This is a genomic window from Paenibacillus sp. FSL K6-1122 (genome assembly GCF_037977015.1).
Taxonomy (GTDB): domain Bacteria; phylum Bacillota; class Bacilli; order Paenibacillales; family Paenibacillaceae; genus Paenibacillus; species Paenibacillus amylolyticus.
On record NZ_CP150272.1, the window covers coordinates 4,093,924 to 4,118,110 of the forward strand.

General features: G+C 46.3%; 20 protein-coding genes. 5 read left to right on the forward strand and 15 right to left on the reverse strand.

The window, feature by feature from the left end; translation table 11 throughout:
• Position 1: 1 nt before the first annotated feature.
• The 8 genes from uraH to NSQ20_RS18485 all read right to left on the reverse strand — a co-directional run bounded on the left by uraH (position 2) and on the right by NSQ20_RS18485 (position 10,856).
• Positions 2–379 (reverse strand): hydroxyisourate hydrolase, encoded by a 378-nt coding sequence (gene uraH, locus NSQ20_RS18450; protein ID WP_338706243.1) that lies wholly within the window; start codon positions 377–379, stop codon positions 2–4.
• On the reverse strand, positions 379–1,884 hold the full coding sequence (gene pucL, locus NSQ20_RS18455; RefSeq protein ID WP_338706245.1) for a factor-independent urate hydroxylase: 1,506 nt from the start codon (positions 1,882–1,884) through the stop codon (positions 379–381). Before pucL ends, uraH begins: the two co-directional genes overlap by 1 nt.
• 239 nt (positions 1,885–2,123) lie before the next feature.
• Positions 2,124–3,746 (reverse strand): PucR family transcriptional regulator, encoded by a 1,623-nt coding sequence (locus tag NSQ20_RS18460; protein WP_036613758.1) that lies wholly within the window; start codon positions 3,744–3,746, stop codon positions 2,124–2,126.
• Between the two features lie 221 nt (positions 3,747–3,967).
• The gene (locus NSQ20_RS18465; protein ID WP_340030535.1) at positions 3,968–6,712 is read right to left on the reverse strand and encodes a CHASE3 domain-containing protein; all 2,745 of its coding nucleotides are present in this window, start codon (positions 6,710–6,712) and stop codon (positions 3,968–3,970) included.
• A gap of 176 nt (positions 6,713–6,888) precedes the next feature.
• Entirely contained in the window at positions 6,889–8,277 is a 1,389-nt protein-coding gene (gene fumC, locus NSQ20_RS18470) for a class II fumarate hydratase (RefSeq protein ID WP_282321144.1), read from the reverse strand.
• Between the two features lie 132 nt (positions 8,278–8,409).
• The gene (locus NSQ20_RS18475) at positions 8,410–9,420 is read right to left on the reverse strand and encodes an aldose 1-epimerase (RefSeq protein ID WP_340030536.1); all 1,011 of its coding nucleotides are present in this window, start codon (positions 9,418–9,420) and stop codon (positions 8,410–8,412) included.
• A 179-nt stretch (positions 9,421–9,599) separates the two neighbouring features.
• Positions 9,600–10,409, reverse strand: coding sequence for an MBL fold metallo-hydrolase (locus NSQ20_RS18480; RefSeq protein ID WP_340030537.1), 810 nt, complete (start codon positions 10,407–10,409; stop codon positions 9,600–9,602).
• Positions 10,410–10,589: 180 nt separating this feature from the next.
• Positions 10,590–10,856, reverse strand: coding sequence for a hypothetical protein (locus tag NSQ20_RS18485; RefSeq protein ID WP_081746005.1), 267 nt, complete (start codon positions 10,854–10,856; stop codon positions 10,590–10,592).
• 216 nt (positions 10,857–11,072) lie between these two features.
• Here NSQ20_RS18485 and NSQ20_RS18490 point away from each other — a divergent pair, with 216 nt between their 5' ends.
• From NSQ20_RS18490 to NSQ20_RS18505, 4 genes are all read left to right on the forward strand, one after another.
• Positions 11,073–12,305 (forward strand): aminopeptidase, encoded by a 1,233-nt coding sequence (locus tag NSQ20_RS18490; protein ID WP_036613753.1) that lies wholly within the window; start codon positions 11,073–11,075, stop codon positions 12,303–12,305.
• 90 nt (positions 12,306–12,395) lie between these two features.
• Positions 12,396–13,628 (forward strand): aminopeptidase, encoded by a 1,233-nt coding sequence (locus NSQ20_RS18495; RefSeq protein WP_340030539.1) that lies wholly within the window; start codon positions 12,396–12,398, stop codon positions 13,626–13,628.
• Positions 13,629–13,875: 247 nt separating this feature from the next.
• The gene (locus NSQ20_RS18500) at positions 13,876–14,466 is read left to right on the forward strand and encodes a sigma-70 family RNA polymerase sigma factor (RefSeq protein ID WP_017688141.1); all 591 of its coding nucleotides are present in this window, start codon (positions 13,876–13,878) and stop codon (positions 14,464–14,466) included.
• The gene (locus tag NSQ20_RS18505; RefSeq protein WP_340030540.1) at positions 14,444–15,397 is read left to right on the forward strand and encodes a hypothetical protein; all 954 of its coding nucleotides are present in this window, start codon (positions 14,444–14,446) and stop codon (positions 15,395–15,397) included. The genes NSQ20_RS18500 and NSQ20_RS18505 overlap by 23 nt, the downstream gene beginning before the upstream one ends.
• 2 nt (positions 15,398–15,399) lie before the next feature.
• On the opposite strand, the gene NSQ20_RS18510 is transcribed toward NSQ20_RS18505, so the two are convergent.
• On the reverse strand, positions 15,400–15,912 hold the full coding sequence (locus tag NSQ20_RS18510; RefSeq protein WP_340030541.1) for a hypothetical protein: 513 nt from the start codon (positions 15,910–15,912) through the stop codon (positions 15,400–15,402).
• Between the two features lie 233 nt (positions 15,913–16,145).
• Here NSQ20_RS18510 and NSQ20_RS18515 point away from each other — a divergent pair, with 233 nt between their 5' ends.
• Complete coding sequence (locus NSQ20_RS18515) at positions 16,146–16,796, forward strand: hypothetical protein (protein WP_340030543.1); 651 nt, start codon at positions 16,146–16,148, stop codon at positions 16,794–16,796.
• A 69-nt stretch (positions 16,797–16,865) separates the two neighbouring features.
• On the opposite strand, the gene NSQ20_RS18520 is transcribed toward NSQ20_RS18515, so the two are convergent.
• The 6 genes from NSQ20_RS18520 to NSQ20_RS18545 form a co-directional block, all read right to left on the reverse strand.
• Entirely contained in the window at positions 16,866–18,182 is a 1,317-nt protein-coding gene (locus NSQ20_RS18520) for a hemolysin family protein (protein WP_036673776.1), read from the reverse strand.
• 372 nt (positions 18,183–18,554) lie between these two features.
• Positions 18,555–20,138, reverse strand: coding sequence for a sigma-70 family RNA polymerase sigma factor (locus NSQ20_RS18525; RefSeq protein ID WP_340030544.1), 1,584 nt, complete (start codon positions 20,136–20,138; stop codon positions 18,555–18,557).
• Between the two features lie 233 nt (positions 20,139–20,371).
• Positions 20,372–20,770, reverse strand: a complete 399-nt coding sequence (gene gerQ, locus NSQ20_RS18530) for a spore coat protein GerQ (RefSeq protein ID WP_235193948.1) — start codon at positions 20,768–20,770, stop codon at positions 20,372–20,374.
• Between the two features lie 135 nt (positions 20,771–20,905).
• A complete protein-coding gene (locus NSQ20_RS18535) occupies positions 20,906–21,328 on the reverse strand; it encodes a cell wall hydrolase (protein WP_076217086.1) in 423 nt (140 codons plus the stop codon).
• A 160-nt stretch (positions 21,329–21,488) separates the two neighbouring features.
• Positions 21,489–23,174: a hypothetical protein gene (locus NSQ20_RS18540; protein ID WP_340030545.1), complete on the reverse strand. Its 1,686-nt coding sequence runs from the start codon at positions 23,172–23,174 to the stop codon at positions 21,489–21,491.
• A 204-nt stretch (positions 23,175–23,378) separates the two neighbouring features.
• Positions 23,379–24,128 carry a glucose 1-dehydrogenase gene (locus NSQ20_RS18545; RefSeq protein ID WP_017688133.1) on the reverse strand — a complete coding sequence of 250 codons (750 nt, stop codon included), beginning with the start codon at positions 24,126–24,128 and terminating at the stop codon, positions 23,379–23,381.
• Positions 24,129–24,187: the final 59 nt, after the last annotated feature.

Genomic DNA, 24,187 nt, shown 5'->3' on the forward strand with positions numbered 1-24,187 from the left:
TTCAGCTTCCCCGGTATGTACTGTAACCTCCTGGAGCAATCAATAACGGAATATGATAATGGCTTGATGCATCAGATACAGCAAAACGAATCGGAACAATCGTCCATAATGCCTGGCCTAGCTCCTCCAACGAACGCTGTGCGTAATAACTCTCGACATGGAATTGAAGTTCATATATGGCTGACTCCAACTTGCCTCCATCCAGCAGCGGTGCATCCAAACGCCCATCCGCATTGGTCACCGACTCAGCCACTTTTATCTTGTTTTCCTGTTTTCCATCCCTCTTCAGGGTATACAGCTCGATCCGAACACCCGCAGCAGGCACGCCTTTGGATGTATCCAGCACATGAGTTGTAATTCGTCCATCAGACAGCGCCATTAGACGTCACCTGCTTTCCCGGAGTCACGGCCGTCTGCTCCCAGATCATCCCTTGTCATCGAGAAACCCTGGAATCCATATGGCGGTCTCGGCTCGGTAAACACTTTGCCTTCCCCCTCTTTCACTTCCTCCAGCACTGTCTCCCATGTCCGGTTGTTGGACTCAAATGAAACCTCACTCAGTTGCTCAAATCGACTTAACAACCTTCGTCCAATCTGGTAGATCAGATGTTGAATGGAAGCGGATCGACACTCATGAAATACCGCAGCAGCCAAATCTCTGACCTGTTCCGCCGCTACATACCGTCCACGCTGATCGTCCATGCCATCTCTCGGGTCTTCATAACGCCAATTGATATTCAGGAAAATAAATAACGGTCGATCCCATGTCTCTGGAAGAGTGGTATATTCATCCTGCATAAAGCCGGCAAATTCACTGCCTTTGACCTTGATCAGTCTCAGATCGGCTACACCACTGAAATGGTTGCTTAGTTCAATCGAGTCTCCTGATCGTTCTGCTTCCACGGCAGCTGTCGCCCGATCATTCTGCGAATAACGAAATACGAGCGCACTCGGTCGATAACTTCCTTCTAATCCAATGGGTATATCTTCAAACGGAATCTGGTCCGCTGTCATCTGAACCTTGCTCATCTGCGGATACGTCTCCAGGAAACGCCGACTTACCAGCGCAAGAAATCCTTCCACCGTCGCCCCTGTGTAGTCCGCTGCATGTTTGAGAATGAAATTTTTCATCGAATCGGTTGCGACCACCAGCGAATTATCCCCTTCTGCAAAAGAAGGCAAGAATTCATCCCCCTGCACAGCCACCTTGATGTTCAATCCAAACAGAATATTGCTGCGTCCCATAAAAGGAGATTCCGGAATGGACTGGATACCCGTCAACGGTTTGGCGTAGGAACGGTACATCCACACATCCCCTTTGCCGTAATACATCGTCCGCTGCTGCACTGTGGCTGGCTTGCTCACGAACTCATGTTCATGACCGATCTGTGCAAGCCACTGCTCCAAACGAATGCCCGCAATTTTGAATACTTCCTTCATTGCAGTCTCGAATTCTTCTTCCCTGCCTCGGCGATGACGTTGCCGCATGGATTCGAGGACGGAACTTGCGGTATGGCCTTTAACGGCCAATATGAATGGAAAGCCAAATTGGCTTGTATATACTTTGTTTAATTGTTGAATTTCGTTGAATTGTTCTTGTGAAAGTGAATCCAGCCCTGCACCAGCCTGCTCCTGAACGGAGTTGCTGCTCATGCTGATTCGTGCTCCAAGATCCGGGTGATTTCGAAGCAACTGCAACTTCACCTGTTCATCCGATGCCTGAACCACGGTTTTCATCACTTTCATCATCTGTTCAAATGAATCAAAAGGTCGTGAAAGCCCGGAACGCTCAGCCACCCATGGTGATTCCTCAAATAAGCCGCCAAACGCATGCACAAACTGTGTGATAGACCAGTTGTTAACAAGTTTAATTAAGTCGCTCATGTTAGAACCTCCGGTCTGTTGTGGATTATTGTTCTTCATTCTAAGTGCCGTTCAATGTCGCGACAACAATATTTACGCAATTTTGTAATATAACATAACATCAGAGTTGTGATTTGTTTGCTGTGCACGGGAAGATCAGCTTTTGTTGTCCTCAAACATGAAAAAACCGCACTCCATCAACGGAATGCGGTTCTTGGGGGTCTAACCCGCTAGCATTGTCATGTTGCACAATTTGCGGTCTAGAGTTGGACATTGTGCGGTCTTGCAGCTGCTTTGTCCCGCACGAACTTGCGGAAGGTGAATACCAGCTTTAACTTAAGCAGATCATTCGTTTTCTTAAAGTCCATTTGCAGCAAGCTGCCGACTTTCTCCATCCGATAAGTGACCGTGTTGCGATGCACAAACAGTTGTTTGGCAGCTTCATTGATCAGTCCATCATTTTCGATAAAGGACTCCAATGTATTCATCAATACCTGATTGGGGTCACCGTCCCTGGCAAGTAACGGTTCAAGTACTTTGTTGCAGTAGTTCTCCATGATGTTATCCGGTACGTGTTGAAACACATAGGCAAATTCAAGCATTTCAAATTGCAACGCACGGTCTTTCATGCCGAATCGACGAGCCAGTTGTCGAGTATCCAGACACTCCTGGTATGCTTCACGGAGCGATTTGGGCTCATGTTTCATTTTGCTGATCCAGAAGCGTGGAGCCGGTGCCCCTTTCGCTTCTTGGGCTGCCAGAACATCACCGAAACGGCTCAACAGAAAACTCGACAGCTCCTCTCCATAATCTCGCCCTGTTGGACAGGTGTAGATGGACAGAATGCCATCCTCAATCTGAAAATGCTGTGAGGCCGTGAATTGCATCAGCGGATTGTATTGCAACTCACGATGAATCTGTTTAAGTAGCTTTCCCTCGGCAAACAGAGTCGGCTCAAGTGTAATCAATACGCACTGATAGGTTCCCTGGAACAGATGTACACCTTTGTTTTCACTCAAAGTGGTCAATTCCTGAACAGTCATTTTGTTATCCAGATACTGTGAAAGCAGTGTACGCATCTCATCTTGCACGGTCGGATTAATATGCTCGCGATAAGTCATATCCATATAAAATGCCAGCACATCGGCAGCCTGTTGAAACAGCTCTTCCTCTGCTCGAAGCGATAGGGCTGAATCCGTAAACACAAGCAACGACCCGTACTCTTCATCATTTTGCTTGATGGGTACGCGATGACAACTTCCCTGATTCCATTTCACCCGGTGCATGACAGATTTCCAAGGCCAGCCTTGGGTTACAGCATCCCCTGCAATGCCTTCACTACCATACAGCACATGCCCACGTGAACCAATGACGGCAAGCGGATAGTTCAGCACCGTGGCAAGTTCGGCAAACACATTCCGATGTGGCTGCTGTTGCAGCGCAAACTGCATTAATTTTTTCTGCTTTTGCACAACCTCATGCAACAAACGGTTGCTACGTTCATGTTCAGCCTTGAACAAGGCATTCATCTGGTCGGAGAAGGTGAATTGAAAGGGGAGCTCAAGCAGTGGCAAACGAAGTCGATCAGCTTCCTCGACAATACCTTGGGGAATGGACTGCCAGAAACGTCCCAGCTTGATGCCGAGTCCTGCGCAGCCGCGTTCATTCAAACGTCGCATCAAACGTAGTGCATCCGTCTCACTGTCTTTCATAATAAAAGCGGTGGTGAACAACATTTCTCCGGATTTGATCCAATCCGCGATATCAGGAGCGTCCATGACGTTAACGGATTTCATCATCCGTGAAGTCCCTTCTCCACCCGCAACCAGTTTGGCCTCTGACAACGGGTACACCTGTAAAGCCTCTTTAACCGTAAGTTGCATGGACACTACCTCCCATATATATAACACAATGTTATGTCATTCTGGTTAACGAAACTATATTTTGCATTGTTTTTCTAATTAAATCCATATTTATGCATTCAACTTTTATTTGTTGTTAAGTATTATAACATCAATTTTCTGAATAAAGCTTACACGGCAAAAAAATAAAACCTATGACCTAATTACAGCGCACTTTCCTGTAATCGGCATAGGTTTTTAGATCAGATTTCCATGGTTTCGTGATTCATCCATAATTTCATACGGGATAATACATCTTTGATATTCAATGGCTTGCTGAGATAGTCCGAAGCACCTGCTGCAATACATTTCTCCCGATCCTCTTTCATGGCCTTGGCTGTCAGCGCAATAATCGGAAGCTGAGTCAGACCAAGTCGTTCACGGATCTGGCGAGTTGTCTCATAACCATCCAGTTCCGGCATCATAATATCCATCATGATGATATCAGGCTTGACTCCTCCACGCTCCAGCAATTCCAGACACTCGTACCCGTTCTGCGCTGAAATGACATTCATACCGTATTGCTCAAGGGCGTTAGCCAGGGCATATACATTACGTATATCATCATCAACGACAAGTACTTGGCGTCCGCTGAGCAACGCTTCTTCCAGAGGTGTCAATAAAACATCCGATTGTCCGGAAGTGATTGAAGGAAGCTTATTGATCTCAGGTGTAGTGGTAGCCACCTCATCCAGGAACAACCGCGATGCATTCATAGTCTCAGGTTCATCTCTTCGCAGTGGCAGGAATAGCGTGAACACGCTGCCCTGCCCCTCACGACTTGTTGCCGAGATCGAACCCCCCAGCAAATTCGCAAGCGATTGAGAAATAGACAGGCCAAGTCCGGTTCCCCCGTATTTACGTGCTGTAGCTCCATCCGCCTGTTTGAAAGCATCGAAGATCTGCACGAGTTTGTTATCCGCAATTCCGATCCCTGTATCACTGACGGAAAAAGCAATCACGTCGGTCTCTTGATCTTTCAATTCAGGATGAGCCAGACTCATTTTGGAGATGGTTAAGGCAACTTCACCCTCACTGGTGAACTTGAATGCGTTTGAGAGCAGGTTTCGGAGAATCTGATGCAATCTCATCTCATCCGTCACGATCGTTTCCGGTAAAGGACTTTGGAGCTGAATTCGGAAATCTATTTTTTTCTGTTCCGCTGTTTTCAGGAAATACTGGTTCATAACTTCAGGAACACTGCCCAGATAGACATCATCGAAATCCACTTCCATCTGTCCGGCTTCCACCTTGGATAGATCCAGAATATCATTGATCAGATTCAGCAGGTCTTTTCCTGATTTGTGAATGACTGAAGCATAGTTCTGCTCTTCACTATTCAAGTGTTGATTTTTATTTTCAGACAATATCTCAGATAAAATCAACATGCTGTTGAGCGGTGTCCGCAGTTCATGGGACATGTTCGCCAAGAATTCGGATTTGTACCCCGAGCTCGTTCGTAACTGATCTGCCACAACCGAAAGTTCATTGGCTGATGTCTCTGCAGCACTCTTCTGTACTTCCAGACGATCGTTAAGCATATGAAGTTCTTCGGTCTGCATTTGCAGTTCCTCCGTCTGAGACAACATCTCTTCGGTCTGAGCCTGAAGTTTCTCCGATTGTGCCTGTAATTCTTCATTTAGAACTTGTGACTCATCATATAATTGCTGTAATTCCATGCGAGTGACGGTAGAGTGTAGGGAAACACTAAAAATATCCGTCAGTTCTTGCATTAGCTTCATATCATTCTCTTGCAACGGCTTCATTGAAGCAAGCTCGATTACCGCAATCGTTCTGCCTTCGAAGAGGACCGGTACTACAGTAAGTGATGTGGCAGATGTATACCCAAGACCCGAAGAGATTCGGATATAGTTCTGGGGCAGATCATTCATGCGTAAAACTCGCTTCTCCACAGCACTTTGACCTACAAGCCCCTCACCCGGAGCAAGCGACACTTTACCGAGCGAACGTTCTTTCTCTCCATCCCCAGCATATGCAGCCACGCGCAGCAGTCGATTGTCTTTCCAGTAATATAAGACGCTATAGGGAACTTCAAACAACACGGCAAGCTCGTTCAGGAACAAGCGGGACAATCCTTCCAGATTGGTCGGGTTCTGTAAGAGTGTGGCAATGCCTGTAATCTGGTCCTTGACCCGATTCTGTTCCTGTACTTCATCCAGTAATTTGTTGGTTTCGTGGCCCAGATCCCCCACTTCATCATGTGTGCGCACCTGAATTCGCTGCTTCAGGTTTCCACCTTTGGAGATATCACTGATGGTCTGCATAACATCTCGCAACGTTTTGACGATATTTCCGGATATCACAATCGCGGCTACAATGGATAATGCTGCAATAATACCCCACAGCGTATACATAATCGTCAGCAGTGTGGAGCTACGTCTGGCAAGTTCAGTAACCCTCGCCTCGGTCAGAGCGATCTCTGTATTACGGAAGGTTGTAAGTTGAGAGCGCAGTAGATCAATTTCAGTTTTACCCGGATCAGATTGAAAGAATGCAACAACTTTCGCTTGATCCCCTTGCTTTTTCAAGTCCACCGACGGCTCCCCGGCAATCTCAATCCAGCGTGTAATATGCGCTTTAATGCTTTGCAGACTCTGCTGCTGTGAAGGATTATCACTAATGAGAGCATTCAACTGATCATAGTTGGAACTCCACTGGGATAGGCCTTGGGAATAAGGCTCCAAGTAACTTTCATTGCCTGTAATCATGAATCCACGCTGTCCTGTCTCCATGTTCAAGACATTTTTTTCAATCGCGTTGGTCAGATTATGCACTTCCAGATCATGATGGGAGATAAAATCATTTTCCTTCTGTAACACATTAATTTGGGCCGTAAGCACTAACAGAACAGCTCCAAACAAAAGCACAACCACAAGATAGCCCAATAAAATTTTGGAGCGTATCGTAAATCTTCTCGTTTTTGACAACGCGGAAACCTCCAAATATATACGAATCCCATAATTAAATTAAAACTGGTGCATATGTAGTTTATATGTATACGTATAGTCTGACAAGCTTTAAGTTCATCGGTAATCATAAGAAAAACGACCTGCTTGTGCAGGTCGTCCTCTTCAGTGATCTATATTGCTCATTTCGGCTGATTTTAGGCCTTTGGAGCGATCATTTTGGCTGGATCGACATATTGATCAAATTGCTCTTCGGTAAGCAGGCCCGTTTGTAACGTCGCCTGTTTCAAAGACAAACCTTCTTTATGTGCAAGTTTCGCGATTTTGGCTGCATTCTCATAACCAATATGCGGGTTGAGCGCTGTAACCAGCATAAGCGAATTGTTCAGATTATGTTCAATCTGATCCAGATTAGGCTCAATACCCACGGCACACTTGTCATTAAACGCAATAATGGAGTCCGCCAGGAGTTGCACGGATTGCAAGAAGTTATAGATGATAACCGGTTTGAATACATTCAGTTCAAAATTACCCTGACTTGCCGCAAAACCAATCGCTGCATCATTACCCATGACCTGCGTAACCACCATAGTAATGGCCTCGCTCTGAGTTGGGTTGACTTTACCCGGCATAATGGAGCTGCCTGGCTCATTCTCAGGAATACGGATCTCGCCCAATCCACTACGAGGGCCACTGGCCAACCAGCGGACATCATTGGCAATTTTCATCAAATCAGCTGCAAGCGCTTTAACCGCACCGTGCGCATATACAACTTCATCATGACTTGTAAGTGCGTGGAATTTGTTTGGTGCAGATACAAAATCTTTCCCCGTATGTTTGCCAATCTCCTTGGCAGTGAAGTCCCCAAAGTCCGGATGCGCATTAATACCCGTTCCGACAGCTGTACCGCCGATCGCAAGCTCCTTCAGATACTGTACACTTTCACGGATCATACGCTCACTCTTGCCCAGCATGGCTTCCCAACCACTGATCTCCTGACCAAGCGTAATTGGTGTTGCATCCTGGAGGTGGGTACGTCCAATCTTGATAATATCCTTGAATGCATCCGACTTGTCTGCAAAAGTGGCTTTCAATACCGCGATTGCTGGCAAAAGTTGATCCTCAACAGCCAGAACACCTGCAACATGCAGAGCCGTTGGGAATGTATCGTTGGAGCTCTGGGACATGTTCACATCATCATTTGGATGCAGACGCTCTTCCTTGCCCTTTTGCTCCAGCAGTTGGTTCCCCAGATTGGCAATCACTTCGTTCACGTTCATATTGGATTGTGTTCCGCTTCCCGTCTGCCATACCACCAGTGGGAAATGGTCATCAATTCGGCCTGCAATAATCTCGTCTGCTGCATAAGCAATAGCATCGGACTTAGCCGCAGATAATTTACCTAATTTATGGTTACTGGCCGCAGCACTTTTTTTCAAAATGGCAAGGGCACGGATAACTTCCATCGGCATATGTTCATTGCCAATCGGGAAGTTCTCCTTGCTGCGCTGCGTCTGAGCTCCCCACAGCCTGTCGGCTGGTACTTTCATTTCGCCTAACGTATCTCTCTCAATGCGGTATTCCACTTGCTTGTCCTCCTCCAAAAAGATGGTTTGGGTCTCTACAAAGCTTGTGTATCTCGTCATATTATACATGATTTACGAGCAGGTTTTCACCTTTTCGACAAAATTGTAAGCGTAGCGCAAAATGAACGTAAATTATTTTTGTGACGCAATTGGATACAATCGGCTGCTCTGTTCGAATAGTTCACCTGGTTCCAAACCGATCAATCCGATTTCTTCTGCAGGTATGCCTTCAACATTAGGAGCGTTAACCAGGTTCATCTGTGGTTCAGGACAGAAGAATTCGCCACCCATGTTATTATTCCAGATCATCCAGTGCTTGTATGATGTACCCACATCATATACCAGTTTGTCTCCAGTACGGTTGTCCGTAAGTTCCATATAGTTACGTCCATTCTGCGGTTCCGCAGTGTAATGATTATCCATGGCAGCAAAGAACGGACTAACCCCGTCTTTCTTCAATTGTTCTTCCTCAGGTGTAAGCGGTTGAAATTGTCCCGTTGGCAGAGAACGCTCGTTCAATTCACGACGTTGTCCAATCGTAACTTTGGCCGTGTAATCCGAGGCTTGACTGTCCGGTGCAAAAGGTACAGCAATCGCCGTGTGGAATGCAAACAAATTCGGCATATATTCAGTCCCGTTGTTGCGGACGATCAATTGTTGCTGAAGTCCTTGGCTGCTCAAAGAGTAACGAAGCGTCACCGTAAACGTAAACGGCAGGTACTGATGGAATGTATGCCCTTCTTTCACATCCTGGCTAAGCAACACATAACTCTCCAGCTGATCCGAACCGTATCCCTCAACCTTCCACTCGGCATCATGCAAAAATCCATGCAAATGGTTACCTGTGGCCGGTTCGTTCACAGGCAATTGATAGACTTTACCATTCCAGGGGAAGCGTCCATCCTCATAACGGTTCGGTGGAGAAAGAATCGGAATTCCATAGACCGCAGGTGCAGCCATAAACTCATCCATCTGATCCTGATTCGGTTCTCTCAAGTAACGAAAATCCTTTTCTGTATCACGAAAAGCAACGAGGTTGGCACCCACGCTAGGAATAACTGCCGCTTCAAACTGATTAAAACGAAGCCAAACGGCCGGAATCCCTCCAAATTGTTCTTCAAATGCTGCATTTTGCTGTGTCATCGTTATATGTACCTCCTGCATACTAAGGTTATATTATACGGCTCGACTATATCATGCCCGAGCGCAAAATACCAATCTATGATAGAGAACAAATTCATAATAGAAAAACAAAAAAGACAGGAAAAAGACAGCTGTAATACGTTACGGCTGTCTCTGCTGTCTTTCATATGATGGTTCAATTAATCCACATATTTGCCATGATCCGGCACAGTGCTCTCTTCAAAGTCCAGATCAAGCCGCTTCAAGGATTCACTCAGCATATCTCCGCTCAAGGCATGCCCGTGCCCGGTAATCGCAAGTTTCGGCTCCAGATGCCTTATATGCTGGACAGATTGATGAGCAGCCTGCCAATCGGTTGTAAAATAGGAAGGCGGGCCATGCAACTGTTTGTCCTGAAGCAACACACTCCACAGCGATTCCTGCTTCACTGTGATGATTGCATCTCCCGCAATTAACAAACGGTCCGCTTCCCGAAACAGCGACACATGTCCAGGCGTATGACCTGGCGTGTGCACCCATTCCCATCCTGATAGACCTGGAACGGAATGATCTTTGGGTAGACTGAATATCCGATCATCCAGATTGATTGCCTCATTGGGATAAGCGAATGACAACCTGGACATTAAACCTCCACCTACAGAAGGGTCCGCTGGCGGGTAATCTTTTAATCCCGTTAAATACGGAATTTCAAGCGGATGAGCATACACTGGCACACCCCAGAATTGTTCCAGCTCAATAACGGTTCCTACATGGTCGAAGTGACCGTGTGTCAAAATGATCGCAGATGGCGGACCTTGAAAACGTTCGCTTGCAACCTGAACAATATGATCCGTGAACCTCGCCATTCCAGTATCCACGAGGACCCAGTTCCTGCTTCCTGGCTCTCCGATGAACACGACATTAACGAATAGTGTACGTAGACTGAGAATATCGGGCGCGACTTCTTCAAGTCCCGTCAACCCTTCTGTAATCAGATTGTCAGATGCCATTCACGGTTACCTCCCATTAGGCGGATTGTCTCTCTGGTTCCATTCATCTCGTAGACTTCCCTTTTCTGGATCATCTATTCAACATTTCCAATAAAATAGACGGTATACACCCTGTTTTGGGCATACACCGTCTAGTATAGTCATCGACACAACACAATAGAACAAGAACATCTCAGCCAGTTAAGCTGGAAATGCCTCCAAAGCAGCATCGAGCAATTGATTATACAGATCGTCATCATTCTCAAGCAACTCGTCCATACGCAGTAACTCTTCTTCATCACCGGATTGCTCCGTGAAATGCAAGCTATAGTCCCAATCTTTTCCGTTCTTGCTCATGAAGGTAATCTCATATACTGACTTTTCGCCTTCTGTGCGGTAAACGGTATTTCCCACGTATCCTTTTTCACCTTCACGGCGCATTTCAGTACTTATAATTTCAATATTCACAATCATTCTCTCCTTTAATCTTTCATCTACAGTCGGTCTCCAACATTTCTGGTAAACCTAGTTTGGTAATTATTATTGGTTAATTGTACAATATATAACGTAGCAACGTATACCTTATTCAATGAAGGAACCATTCTGAGTCCTTACATAGTTGTAATGAGGACTATAATAGCCAACAAGCTACGATATTATTATCACATTGGAGGAAAAAATAGCATGAATACTTTTGAAACGAATCTGCAGCAATATGCTGAACTGGCTGTACAAGTCGGTGTCAATGTCCATCCTGGACAAACGCTCGTGGTTAACGCTCCAATCTCGGCAGCACATTTTGTACGACTGATTGTCAAAGCAGCCTACGGTAAAGGTGCGAAATTGGTCAAAGTAAACTGGAGTGATGAAACCGTTACACGTCTTCATTACGATCTTGCACCTGATGAAGCTTTCTCCATTGAACCGAAATGGTTTGCAGCTGAAATGACTGAACTGGTTGAAGAAGGTGCAGCTATTCTGCACGTCATCGCTGAAAATCCGGATCTGCTGAACGGTGTAGCGCAGGAACGCATTATTACCAGCCAAAAAGTGCGCGGCAAAGCGCTCGAAAAATATCGTTCTTATCAGATGGCTGATAAATTCAGCTGGTCTATCGTGGCCGTTCCTTCTCCGGAATGGGCAGCTAAAGTGTTCCCGGATCTGCCAGAAGCGCAACAAGTGGACCGCCTGTGGGATGTCATTTTCAAAACAGTACGGATCGGTGAGCAGGATGCTGTTGCCGAATGGAAAACCCATTTGCAAAACCTGGATTCCCGCGCTGATCTGTTGAACAACAAAAAATACAAGAAGCTTCACTATACAGCTCCAGGCACAGACTTGACCATTGAACTTCCAGAAGGCCATATCTGGGTATCCGGTGGAAGTGTGAATGAGCAAGGACATGTCTTTATTGCCAATATGCCTACCGAAGAAGTATTCACGGCTCCGCTGAAAACGGGTGTTAACGGTACAGTGCGCAGCACGAAACCACTAAGCTACGGCGGCAACCTGATTGACGGTTTCTCACTAACATTCGAGAACGGCCGAATTGTTGACTATACCGCCGATCAAGGTCTCGATGCACTCAAAAACCTGATCGAGATAGATGATGGCGCACACTATCTGGGTGAAGTAGCCCTCGTTCCACATCAGTCCCCAATTTCCGATACCAATATTTTGTTCTACAATACTTTGTTTGATGAAAATGCCTCCAACCATTTGGCGATTGGTAATGCCTATGCCTTCTGTCTGGAAGGTGGTAAAACGATGTCCAAAGAAGAGCTGATTGAACGTGGCATGAACTCCAGCCTCACTCATGTAGACTTCATGATTGGATCCGGAGAAATGAACATCCACGGTGTGACCTCCGAAGGCGCGGAAGAGCCGATCTTCCTGCAAGGAAACTGGGCATTCTAATCCCGTTTGATGTGATTTAGGAGAGAGGAGATTACTCCTCTCTTTTCCTGCGTCAACAGGTCAAAAATTCAACAATTGGAGGGAACTCATATGTTAAGTTTTGAACAAAAACTGGATCGTTACGCTGAACTTGCTGTAAGAGTAGGTGCTAATGTGCAACCAGGGCAAGTATTTGTCATCTCTGCGATGATTGATACCGCTGAATTCGTACGTTTGTTGGTACGCAAGGGATATGAAGCTGGCGCCAAGCAGGTGATTGTAAAATACGGAGATGAAACCGTCAATCGATTGCGGTTTGAGATGGCCCCTGAGGAGTCCTTCCAAGAGCCGCCGAAATGGCATGCAGCGGAGCTTGAAGAACTGGCGGCCAATAATGCAGCCTTTCTGACCGTATTGTCATCCAGCCCAGACCTGATGAAAGGTATTGACCCGGAGCGGATTTCCACTCATCAGCGTACATATGGTCAGGCGATGGCCAAGTACCGTCAGTATCAACAGGCGGATAAAATGAGCTGGACGGGTGTGGCATGTCCTTCGCCCGATTGGGCAGCCAAAGTATTCCCGGATCTCCCGGCAGCTGAGCAGGTTAGCCAGTTGTGGGAAGCCATTTTTGCTGCGGTGAGAGCCGATCTGGAGGACCCTGTAGCGGCTTGGGAACAGCATATTGAACGACTGGAGACCAAAGCCGTTGCCCTGAACAACAAGAAGTATCAAGCATTACATTTCCTCTCCCCAGGGACAGATCTTACTGTCGAGCTTCCAGAAGGTCATATCTGGGCGCAGGCAGGTAGCGTGAATGAGCAAGGCACCCCTTTTGTCGCGAATATCCCGACAGAGGAAGTATTCACCGCTCCAGCCAAACATGGCGTTAATGGCAAAGTGTCCAGTACCAAACCACTCAGTTATGGCGGCAGTATCATTGATCGTTTTTCACTCACATTTGAGAACGGACGTATCATTGATTTTCATGCTGAAGAAGGTAAGGATACGCTGGAAAGACTCATTTCCATGGATGAAGGATCTCATTACCTTGGCGAAGTCGCTTTGGTTCCCTTCCATTCACCGATCTCTGAGAGTGGCATCCTGTATTACACTACACTGTATGATGAGAATGCGTCGTGCCATCTTGCGATTGGCAGTTCCTATGCATTTAATATCGAAGGTGGCAAAACGATGTCTCCGGAAGAACTTGCAGCCCGTGGCATGAACACCAGCATCACCCACGTGGACTTCATGATGGGCTCTCCCGAGACGGACATTTACGGTATCACGGCAAACGGCGAACGCGAAGCCATCTTCCTTAAGGGAGACTGGGCATTCTAACTTATTACGGAGAGTTATCTCCTGTAATGTATGTTCACTGAACAGTCGAAAAGGCTGTCTTGCAACCATGAATTCATGGTTGGCGAGACGGCCTTTTATTAATTTTCAGCAAACTTTCCCGCATGTTATGCATACTTCCCTCATCTGGTTTTTCCCGGACCAACCTCCCATTGTACCGTTTCCATATTATGTTGTAAAATGTAATGATACCAATGTTTGTGGACTGTTCACCAGAAAGGAGAACATCATGGCCAATCGGCTCCAGTTATTACTAGCCTCAGATTTCCATAATTTAGGCTCTGCACTTCAAGAAGAAGTGTATTATGAATATTATAATATGGTACATGGTCTTATCGTTTATATCATCAAGGAGCGTGCTGCAGCAGAAGATATTATTCAGGAAGCTTTTATCAAAATCATTAAAAACAAACCCATCTTTGAAGACGAGGTCAAACTGAAAGCCTGGCTCAAGGTTGTCACACGGAACACAGCTATTAATTATCTGAGAAAAAATAAAAATAACCGTAACCAATTGGATACGGATAGTGTTTTTATAGATATGGAGACAATGAATCAGACGGCAGCTTCCGTGGAAAGCATGGTAGAAACGCAGATGATGGAAGAGTCCATTGAATATTATCTCAGACAGCTCAAACCGGAATATCGTGTATTGGTGGAGTTACGGTGGAAAAAAGGTCTCTCCTACCGAGAGATGGCCGAACTGCTGGATACCTCCGAAGACATTGTGAAGCAACGTTTGTTCAGAGCTCGTGGCAGTATCAAGAAGAAATTACATAAGGAATGGGGTGGAAGCATTGAGCAAAGGCAAGTCCGATAAAAACGTGGAGCGATTCGATTCAGAGCTGGAAGACGAATATTTCGACGCTGCGTTTGACCTGGCTTTTGATGAAGCTTTCCATCAGGCCGTCTCTGCCCCTTCCGCCTCCCATACCGAATCCATGCAGCAATCCTGGCAGAAGGTAAACAGGGAAATTAACAGAATCGGTTTACGTAAAAAAAGAATACGTACCTTGCGACTTTCAGTCGTCGTAGCTGCGTCCGTGACCATCGGGGCCGTTATTTTCAGCCTGCCGTCCGGTACGCAAGCGGTATCCCCTTTTGTGCAATCCATCAAAGATTGGGGTAATGGCATGAAATCCGTTATCATTGAGGATCGCACGACCCAACTGGGGGCTGATCCGTCAACAGCCAAAACGCCTCCACCACCGGAAACCAGCTTAGACGACATTCTTAAAGTACAAGAAGAAGAAGCTCTTAATACACCTTCGTATGAGTTATCGAGCCATCTGTTGCGTCCAGTACTTGTTACGGAAGAGATCGCACGCGAAGGGTTCATGGGTGACTTTCTGTTATCCAATGCCATTCCCGAGCGATTCAACAAGGTCAAATTCGAACTTGTGCTTGATACTGAAAACCCTGTGAATCCAGATGATTATTATGAGTCCACACAAATGAGAGTTCAATATACCAGTGAAGGCAAGAGCATAGAGGATGAGATCATCCAGTTTGATTATGTCCATGTCATGCCTGGGGAGAAAATTGAAGGGGCCATGCTTCGTGATATGAGCACCGTAAAGCTGGCGGATGGCTCGGAAGCACTGATGTATATCGGCCCACCCTATAACTCCTTTCAGTGGATGATGGGTTCCAACAATATGAGTCTGTTTGGCACCCTTTCGGAAGAAGAAATGACTGCTATTGCCAACGATTTTCAAGAGCAGAAGTTTCCGGGCAGCACCCGTCGATAAGATCAGAATAACACGGTGCCAGAGACATGTTTGCTTGTTTCCGTGGTACTTCCATCATTCGCTGTATGAATACTGGTAACGCGATAATAATATCCTGGCATAACGGTCCAATCCGATGCGGCATTCAGTAAGTTTGTATTCGTTGCATTGTTGGAATTCGTTTTGAAAGTTACCCATGCTGTTCCTGTCCAGCGCTCAAGTCGATAATCTACGGAAAGTGTCTTCATTGCTGTATATGTCATGGTCTTGGTATTGACGATAGCCGATAGTCCACCCCCAGGAATGAGTGCACCGACCGCTTGATAGATATGTCCAAGTTCTCGAGTGTTAGCAAGCGAATGGATGGATGGTTCCGACGGAGGTGGGGGTGTAAGGGCACCAGAGGACACGTTGATCATCGGGCTTGCAACGGCTGGTTCGGACGTAGGTATAGCCAGCACTGTTGGCACCATTAACAAGGCAACAAAGGCTATTTTTAGCATAGATGCTGCACTCTTCGTTCTCATTTTCCGCATATTGATCCATCCTCCGCTTCCATACTTGATTTTGTGTAAGGGTATAAACGGACGGATCAGGTGACAGGTTTCAAAAAAAAATTAGACGCTCCGATGTTTCTGTCGGCAGCGTCTTTTGTCTTTGCATGTATCTCCAGCATGGTTGAAACCTAAATTATTCCAGCCCGTATGTATTGGGTAATGGATACACGAAACCATATGAACCAACAAGATTTGCAAATGAGGTGTATAACTTGAGTAAATTTCAATTCAAATCCAGAAGGCATCGTCACAGCTCCAATCCGAATCAACTACATATCGAAGTTTCCGGCTCGTTCAAACGTTGGCTTGTTATCTTGGTGAGTGCGCTTACCGCAGGGACCTTAATATATTTCTTGGCTACAGCTCGGGAAAGCTGGATAAGCATGGGGATTGACCGCTATGTATTGCCCTTTATGATCTGGGGACTTGTACTGTCCCCCATCCTTGCTTTTCTTTTCCTCAAGCAGAGCGGACGGACCCTTTCCCATGTCAAATTTTTACGTGTTTTCGGGATTGCTTTCTGCCTTCTGCCTCTGGTACTTCTGTTTTATGTGTTACCCGTAACACTTGGCATGGTGAATGATCACCTGACCCAGTATAAGCAAAATCCCGTGTTATCCACCACTAAGGTGGGGGACTACAATTCTCACGAGGTTACTTTTGTCGATACGCCCATGTACGCCATCATCACCATTAAGACACCGACAACAACCCAATCCACTCGAAAAAAGCTGAATATCCAGTATGATCTGGCTCCTGGAGAGAATGTTTACGTCACTTATAAGCGAATTTCTATCGAGAACAGCTTGGTCACGGAGAATCGTTACGCCGATATTGTCATTCATGCACCCAAAGAATCATGAGCATGCAAAAAAGCTGTACGATGACCATAACGTCACCATACAGCTTCATTTGTTACAATTTGGATCCGGCTACGCGCCTTCTTCTTCAACCAACAGTTCCAGCTTAATCACATTTACTCGGGAAATCCGCTTATGTTCTGTCTCTTGAATGACAAATACATAACCCCCATACTCAACCGATTGACCAACCTCAGGTGGAATGGCATCTACTCTGGAGTACAGCCAGCCCCCGATGGTATCGTAATCGGCACGATCCATCTCCAGTCCGAACCGTTCGCTGACTTCTTCAATCAGCATCAATCCATCAATAGAGTATTCCATCTCATCCACTTGTTCAATGACAGGACGCTCATGGTCGAATTCATCCTGAATCTCGCCTACGATCTCTTCCATGATATCTTCAAGTGTGACAAGCCCGGAGGTTCCCCCGTATTCATCAATCAGAATCGCAATCTGTGTCTTGCTACGCTGCATACGCTTGAGCAGATCACTGATCAGCGTGGTATCTGGCACAGCCAGGATGGGCCGGATCACGGAGATGGTATCCGTAAGTTGGGATCGCATCAGATCCTTAATGTGAATAAAGCCGATAATATGATCCTTGTCTCCGTTATATACCGGATACCTTGTTCGCATACTCTCACTGGCAATCTCCAGATTCTCCAGCATGGACTCATTGGCATTCAGACAGATCATTTCCGTCCGCGGAATCATAATTTCACGGGCGGTTGTATCCGTAAAATCAAATATATTATCAACAAGTGCTAATTCAGTGTTGTCAATTAAACCGCTCTTATTGCTTTCTTTCATCAGAATACGTATTTCATCTTCGCTATGTGCCGAGTCAATCTCCGAAGCTGGTGCCATTCGGAACAGTCTCAACAAGCCGTTAGCCATACCGTTCAGTGCCCATATGAATGGATACATTAACTTGTAGAAGAACGTTAGCAAAGCCGCAGACCACAACGTGATCGTCTCAGACTTTCGAATCGCCATCGTTTTGGGAGCAAGTTCTCCCAGTACAATGTGCAAGATCGTAATAATCACAAATGCAATGGCAATAGAGATTCCATGAACGTAGACTGGTCCCAGTCCAAATGCGGTAAACATGGGCTCTAACAGATGTGCAATTGCCGGTTCTCCCAGCCACCCGAGTCCCAGTGAAGCCAAAGTTATACCTAGTTGGCAAGCTGACAGATATGCATCCAGATTACGTACGATATTGGAAGCATAGATGGCATTTTTGTTGCCTGTTTCCACCAAAGCCTCAATCCGGCTTCCACGAACCTTCACCATCGCGAATTCCGCCGACACAAAGAAACCATTCATTAATACAAGTAAACCAATGATTACTAAATTTAAAATACTCGGTAAGGGGTCACTCAAATTTTCATCCTATTTGCCGTCATTCTTCGGCAAATAGGTCCACCTCCTTCGAAAATGTAGGATATTTGCCATTCTGCCGCTCATATGCAATTTCAACTTCCCAATGCTTCCACCTCCACCTTGTTCTGTCGAATAAAAAAGATATGCTTCTTTTATTATATAATTCTAAACTACACAGTCAATCCGTGTCCTATGACAACGAAATGGCACAAACGCCTTTTTTCTTTAACAAAAGTCTCGATTACGCTGTTTTTTTAACATTTCACAAACAATGATCTACCAGAACCAAAGAGAGTATCCTCGCTCATGCTTCCGCATGGCTGGATACTCTCTTTTTATAATACTGTTATTTTCTCAGATTCTATTCGCTGATTACGATGTGGACTCAATCTCCACTACGGTTTCCGAAGCGGCATTCCAGCGCCACTTCGCTCGTTCCCCGCTTTCGTTATGCAGCCCACCGATCCAGAATTCATCCTGCTTCAGCAGTGCCCAATCGACTTCTCCATTCAACACCTGAATTCCGAGTTCCGTTAGCGACAGGATTCCGTCACGGAATTTTTCATCATGTTGCTTGAAATTAGGGAAAGTGGTTGCACCGCTCATCTGAAGAAGAGCATGAGGTCCTTCTGTCATCCGCTTCAGATGTGCCCAGTATTCAAGATCACCCATCCCGAGAATATGCAGCTTGTCTCCTACCTCGCGAAATAATGGATACGGATGCTCCACACCTGCTCTAATAGTCTCCAGTGTTGCCTGCTCAATGAGTCCCAGACCGTTCGATACAGATGGCAGACGGGACAAATGTGCCTTAAAGGCAGCTTTCGCAAAGGGTAGCGCAGAAGTATCTGCCTGCAAGTAATCCAGATGATGCCGGAAATCAGTCGACGTATAGGCTTGCCAGAACTGTGCACCGGCTTGTAACTCGTTTTTCTCAATCACATGCCAACTGCCGGACAGACGTTCAATCTGTGTGGAGGTAAGCTGTCCCAGTCCTCTAAAGTGCTCGATCTCTGGATACGAGTCAATGCAGAGCAGATTCAGTTTTGTATTCTGGAGTGCTTGTCCTCTGAAATAATGCAATAGATACGATAACATCGTTTGATCATAGAGATCGTATTCGAACCATAAAACAATTTCCTTGTATTGTTGAAACGAATTCAACTTGCGTTCCAGTTCCTCAATCTTCAAGTATTCCGCCTGTGGAATGCCCAACTGCTGCTCTAACACGGATGCCCGATTCTGCCGCTCCTTCGTATCTCCCATCTCTTTGGCTACCGGGCCGAACGTGTACAACTCTCTCCATACCAAGATGTCTCCCTGAATTCCACTTTCTCTTAAACGATTGGCAGCGTGATCCCCATTCATAATGTGTAACAATCCTTTTCCCCCTTCATACAAGTCACTGAATACAGAGACCAGATCCCTTACTGGCATAGAGCGCTTGAGTTTGGATCGGGCATCGAACAGTCTTTTCTTTAATGCAGGTACCTTGACCCCGAGGAAATCCGATATTTCCTTGAGCGAGTATCCTTCCAAATAAAACAGTTCAACAGCAATCCGCATCGATGATGGCAGTATTGCAATGGAATCACGCAGCGTACGATACATTTCATTTTGCACCGCTTGTTTTTCCGGATTATGCGCCTGATCCTCTTCATGGAATACATGCTCCAGCTCCTGAACTGGAATCATGGTATGTTGCTTGCGTCTTAGCCAGCGATAACACTGCCTCTCCACGATCACCTTGAACCACCCGGGAAAAGCCTCAGGAGCTTCCAGCTTGGACAGATTGCCAAAGGCTTCAGTAAATGCTTCCTGTACGACATCTTCAGCCCAAAATGTATCTCCTAAACGATTGTAGGCAACAGCAAGAGCCATCCCGCGATATTGAGACATCAGTTGTGCGTAAGCTTCGGTTTCGCCCTTCATCGCTCCTTCAATCCATGAATTCAATGCTATGGACTCCCTTCATATAAGCATGCTGCTTGTTCTATTCATGTATAAGTGCCATGTTATCGCCAAAAGGTTACCTATAACTCTAAACCTATAGTAACCTTCGTATATATGTTTATGTAAAAAGCTGTCCTGTCTGCGGATTACCTCCACATTCAGGACAGCGAAGTAAATCAGTATGTGTTAGACATGTGACATGTCAGTTATCAATCAACATGATGAGGTGAAAATGATTATCTGCTTGGAGCTTGCGGGTAATTGCCTACCACGCCCGGATATTGATACAACAACGGCTCATCAAATGTAGCATAGTCGAAGTTGACCATCAACAGCATGATCCGTCTTCCTGTCTTCGGGTCACTGATGATAATATGGTCACGGCCCGCTGCTTCAATAATACCTTGGAATATGCGAGCGTTCCATTCTTTGTTGCCTTCATATGTCATGTAGAATGTACCGAATTTACCAAGATTCAAACGTAAAATATTCTCAATGTATGACTGCTCAAACTGTGGAGCTGTTGTTGTAATCACTGCACCCGTTGGTGTCATTGGGCTTCCACTGGATACGAGTGGCGGTACACTTGTGGAGCTTGGTGATACCATCCCTGGCGTTGGTGACATGGCAGGCATTCCGTTCCCGATTTTGTAAGACGTACCTTGAACCTGAGAATTAGCTTGTTGACCCAACACGGAATTCGCTTGCTGACCCATTGTTTGAGTTGTTGGTTGATAAGGCTGATTAATCATGATGATTCCTCCCAAAATTTAATATACTTCCGGACAGTCTTCGCCTGAAGGACTGAAGAAACAATGCGCTTTGAAACGTCCTGTATTTTGCTGGTCATACCACGTTGCCGGACACTCGGCCACAGGTCGGAAGAACCACAATGAATTGCTGGCAGGCCAGAAGCGCTCTCCATTAATCACCCGTTGTGCGAGACGTATCTCGGACTGTCTTGCCCGTTGGTAAAAGTACCCCTTCTGTGTTGACTCGTAGCCTCCTGGATTCTGGAATACCATACGATTGATATCGCGAATATCCTTAAAGTCCAGACAATCCACCAGCACCCGGTTCACACTTACATTGCCTACAAGCAACATACCCTGTTCGCCGTCACCTTCAGCCTCTGCCCTCATGAGCCTAGCCAGCAGCTTGACGTCCTCTGAGTTGGCTTTAATAACAGCCATAGTCTGTTTCCTCCCTTGTTTCAGCTGTTCATCACCGTACATCGTATTGTGCAGGAGCCCATTCGGTGACACGATTCCATCTTTTTTCCATAAAAAAAAGCCCGGAACCTCACCCAAGGTGAAGTCCCGAAGCAACTCGTTTCTTATAATACTCGCCTGTTCAGGGCTTGGCTTCAATCCAATAATCATAGGCATGAACAATGTTGCCTTGGTAAGCCTGATATTCGGCCAGCAGATCAGGAAGCTTGGCAAGCTGAAGTTCCATCTCCGCTGCCCCTTTTTCATAAAAAGAAATATGAGGACCTTCGTGGTTCTGCTTCATTTCGACCGAAATCATCAACCTTTTACCGAAACGATCGGCGATCTCCATCTCCTGACTCACAACAGCAGCAATCCCATTGGAACCTTCGGCGTTGTTACGAAAAGCCATCAGCGACACATGATCGAGTGTACGGATCATAAATTCAGCCACAGATGTATCCTTTCCTGGCAACGCGAAGCTATCCAGCCATACAGCAAGGTCTGCGCTTGTTTCGAGATTACTGTCCTTCTTCGTTTCTTCCTGGAAAAATGTAATATTGGCAGCCCATTCAGTCAATAAGGTGTCCCGACTATTCTCCCACTCTGGCAAAGTGTAAGGCTCAATATCCAGATGGATGCCTTCAAATCGTTCATCCGGCTCGGATTCAGCATTATAGTTTTTCACATAATCAATCAATCGCTGAATGCGTGGACGATTCTCCTTTTTGCCCCAGATGGGGTGTCCACCCATCGCATGGATCTCAATACCCTGCGCTTTTGCCCGTTTCACAAAACTGCGATAGCTGGAATAGGGTTGATCCAGGTCCAACCTGACATACAACCAGTTAATATTCTGCTCTCTAGCAAATGCTAGTATGTGCTCTCCCCCGTCATTCGTCACCTGAGAGGCCTCCCAGATATACGTTCCCCGAATCTCTGGCTGATTGGATGGAATCTCCGGTGATGGCAGTTCCGACGGCTCCAGTTGTCCCCAGTATACGATGTCATGTACAGCAGAACCTGCGTAGGAACTATGCTCGCCGAATGCGGAGGCAACTTCTTCAATAACGCTTTCCAGTTGTGCTACACCTTTCCCGGCAAATGACGTGAACTCCTCACCAGGCATGGGCTTGGTGTTCAACCCAACCGTGACGCTCACATTGCTGGCATCGGCCCAGTTCATTTCCTGTTCAATCAAACGTATGATACCATTGTTCCCTTGCGCGTTATCACGGTAAGCGAGTAAAGTGACATGCTCCACTTGTTCAATGAACCAACGTGACAATGGTTCGTTATCTGCATCCTCAGAAACTCTATTTCCTATGACAGTATAGGAATCCAGCCAAAATGGCAGGTCAATATTCACTGCAACTGCGCCATCCTGTCTCACTTGCTCAAATAACAGATTCATATTGGCTACCCAGGATTGTACCAGTGGCTTAGCATCTTCTTTCCAGGCTGGTAACACATAGGGCTTGATATCCAGATGTATGGCATCAAATTGCTCGTTGGGCTCAGCAGCTTGATTGTAATCACTTACCCACGACGCTAATCTGAGCATGGGGCCTTCACGGCCACTGAGTGCCCAGGATGGATCGCCTCCCAGCGCTTCAACCGCAATACCTGCGCGGCTTGCTTGGGCTATAAACGTCTGGTATACCTCCTTGGATAGCGTCATGTCTACATTCACGTACAGCCTGTTTATCTTATGTTTAGCTGCATTGGCCAACAGCTCATCTCCGTTGCTAACAGACTGTGCCTGCCATACCCAGGCCGCCCGTATATCTGCGCCGTCAGCTTCAGCAGGTGACTCATTCCCTATCATTATCATCCCTCCGATCAGCAGTAACAGCCAAAATACCTTCCGGGATTGTTTCCCGAACATATACTCCCTCCATTCCTCTACTGTTGTAAAATCACATTTATTATAGCAACCGAGTTATTAAAAACAAATAAGCCCAAGTGCTTAACTTGGGCTTATCACTCTGAAGTTGGGACAGCTTAGGGCTCGCCCGGTTCAATCCCGGTTCTAGTCCTCATATATCATTTTTCGGGTCATGCCTCCATCAATAACGAGGTTGGTCCCTGTGACAAAGGTATTGCTTGGATCAGACAAATATAAACAAGCACGGGAGATATCCGAAGGAACACCCACACGACCGGAGGGATGCTGTTCATGATCCTCCTTTTTCAATTTCTCCACGTCACCTGTCTCAATCCATCCCGGACTGATACAATTGACCCGAATTTGGTCTTTGCCCAGTGAGACCGCCAGCGCATGCGTCAGAGCTACAATCGCTCCTTTGGATGCGGCATAAGCTTCGGTATCCGGCTCAGACATCAGCGCACGAGTTGAAGCCATGTTGATAATGGCACCCCCGTGTTCATTGCTTTTCATATGTTTGGCTGCTTCCCGACTCGCCAAAAAGCAACTTCTCACATTGGTATTGAGTACATCGTCCCATTCTTCCAGCGTCAGCTCATAGGGTGACTTCCACTTGGCGAGTCCTGCATTATTCACCAAAACATCAATTTGTTTGAATTCTTCCACGGTTGTACGAAACAGATTCGTAATATCCTGCTCGCTCCGAACATCACATTGGACAAAGATGGCTTCTCCGCCTTCATTACGAATGGAAGCTGCCGCTGCCGCCCCTTCTGCTTCCTTGTAGTCAGCAAGTACAACTTTGGCGCCAGCGACTGCATAAGCCTCAGCCACACTTCGTCCTATTCCCTGAGCGGCCCCGGTTACAACAACGACCTGATCTGTAAATGACATATTGATTGCCTCCTCTATGGTAATGATCTTTTGATCATAATCTCATTAAGCCTCTTCTT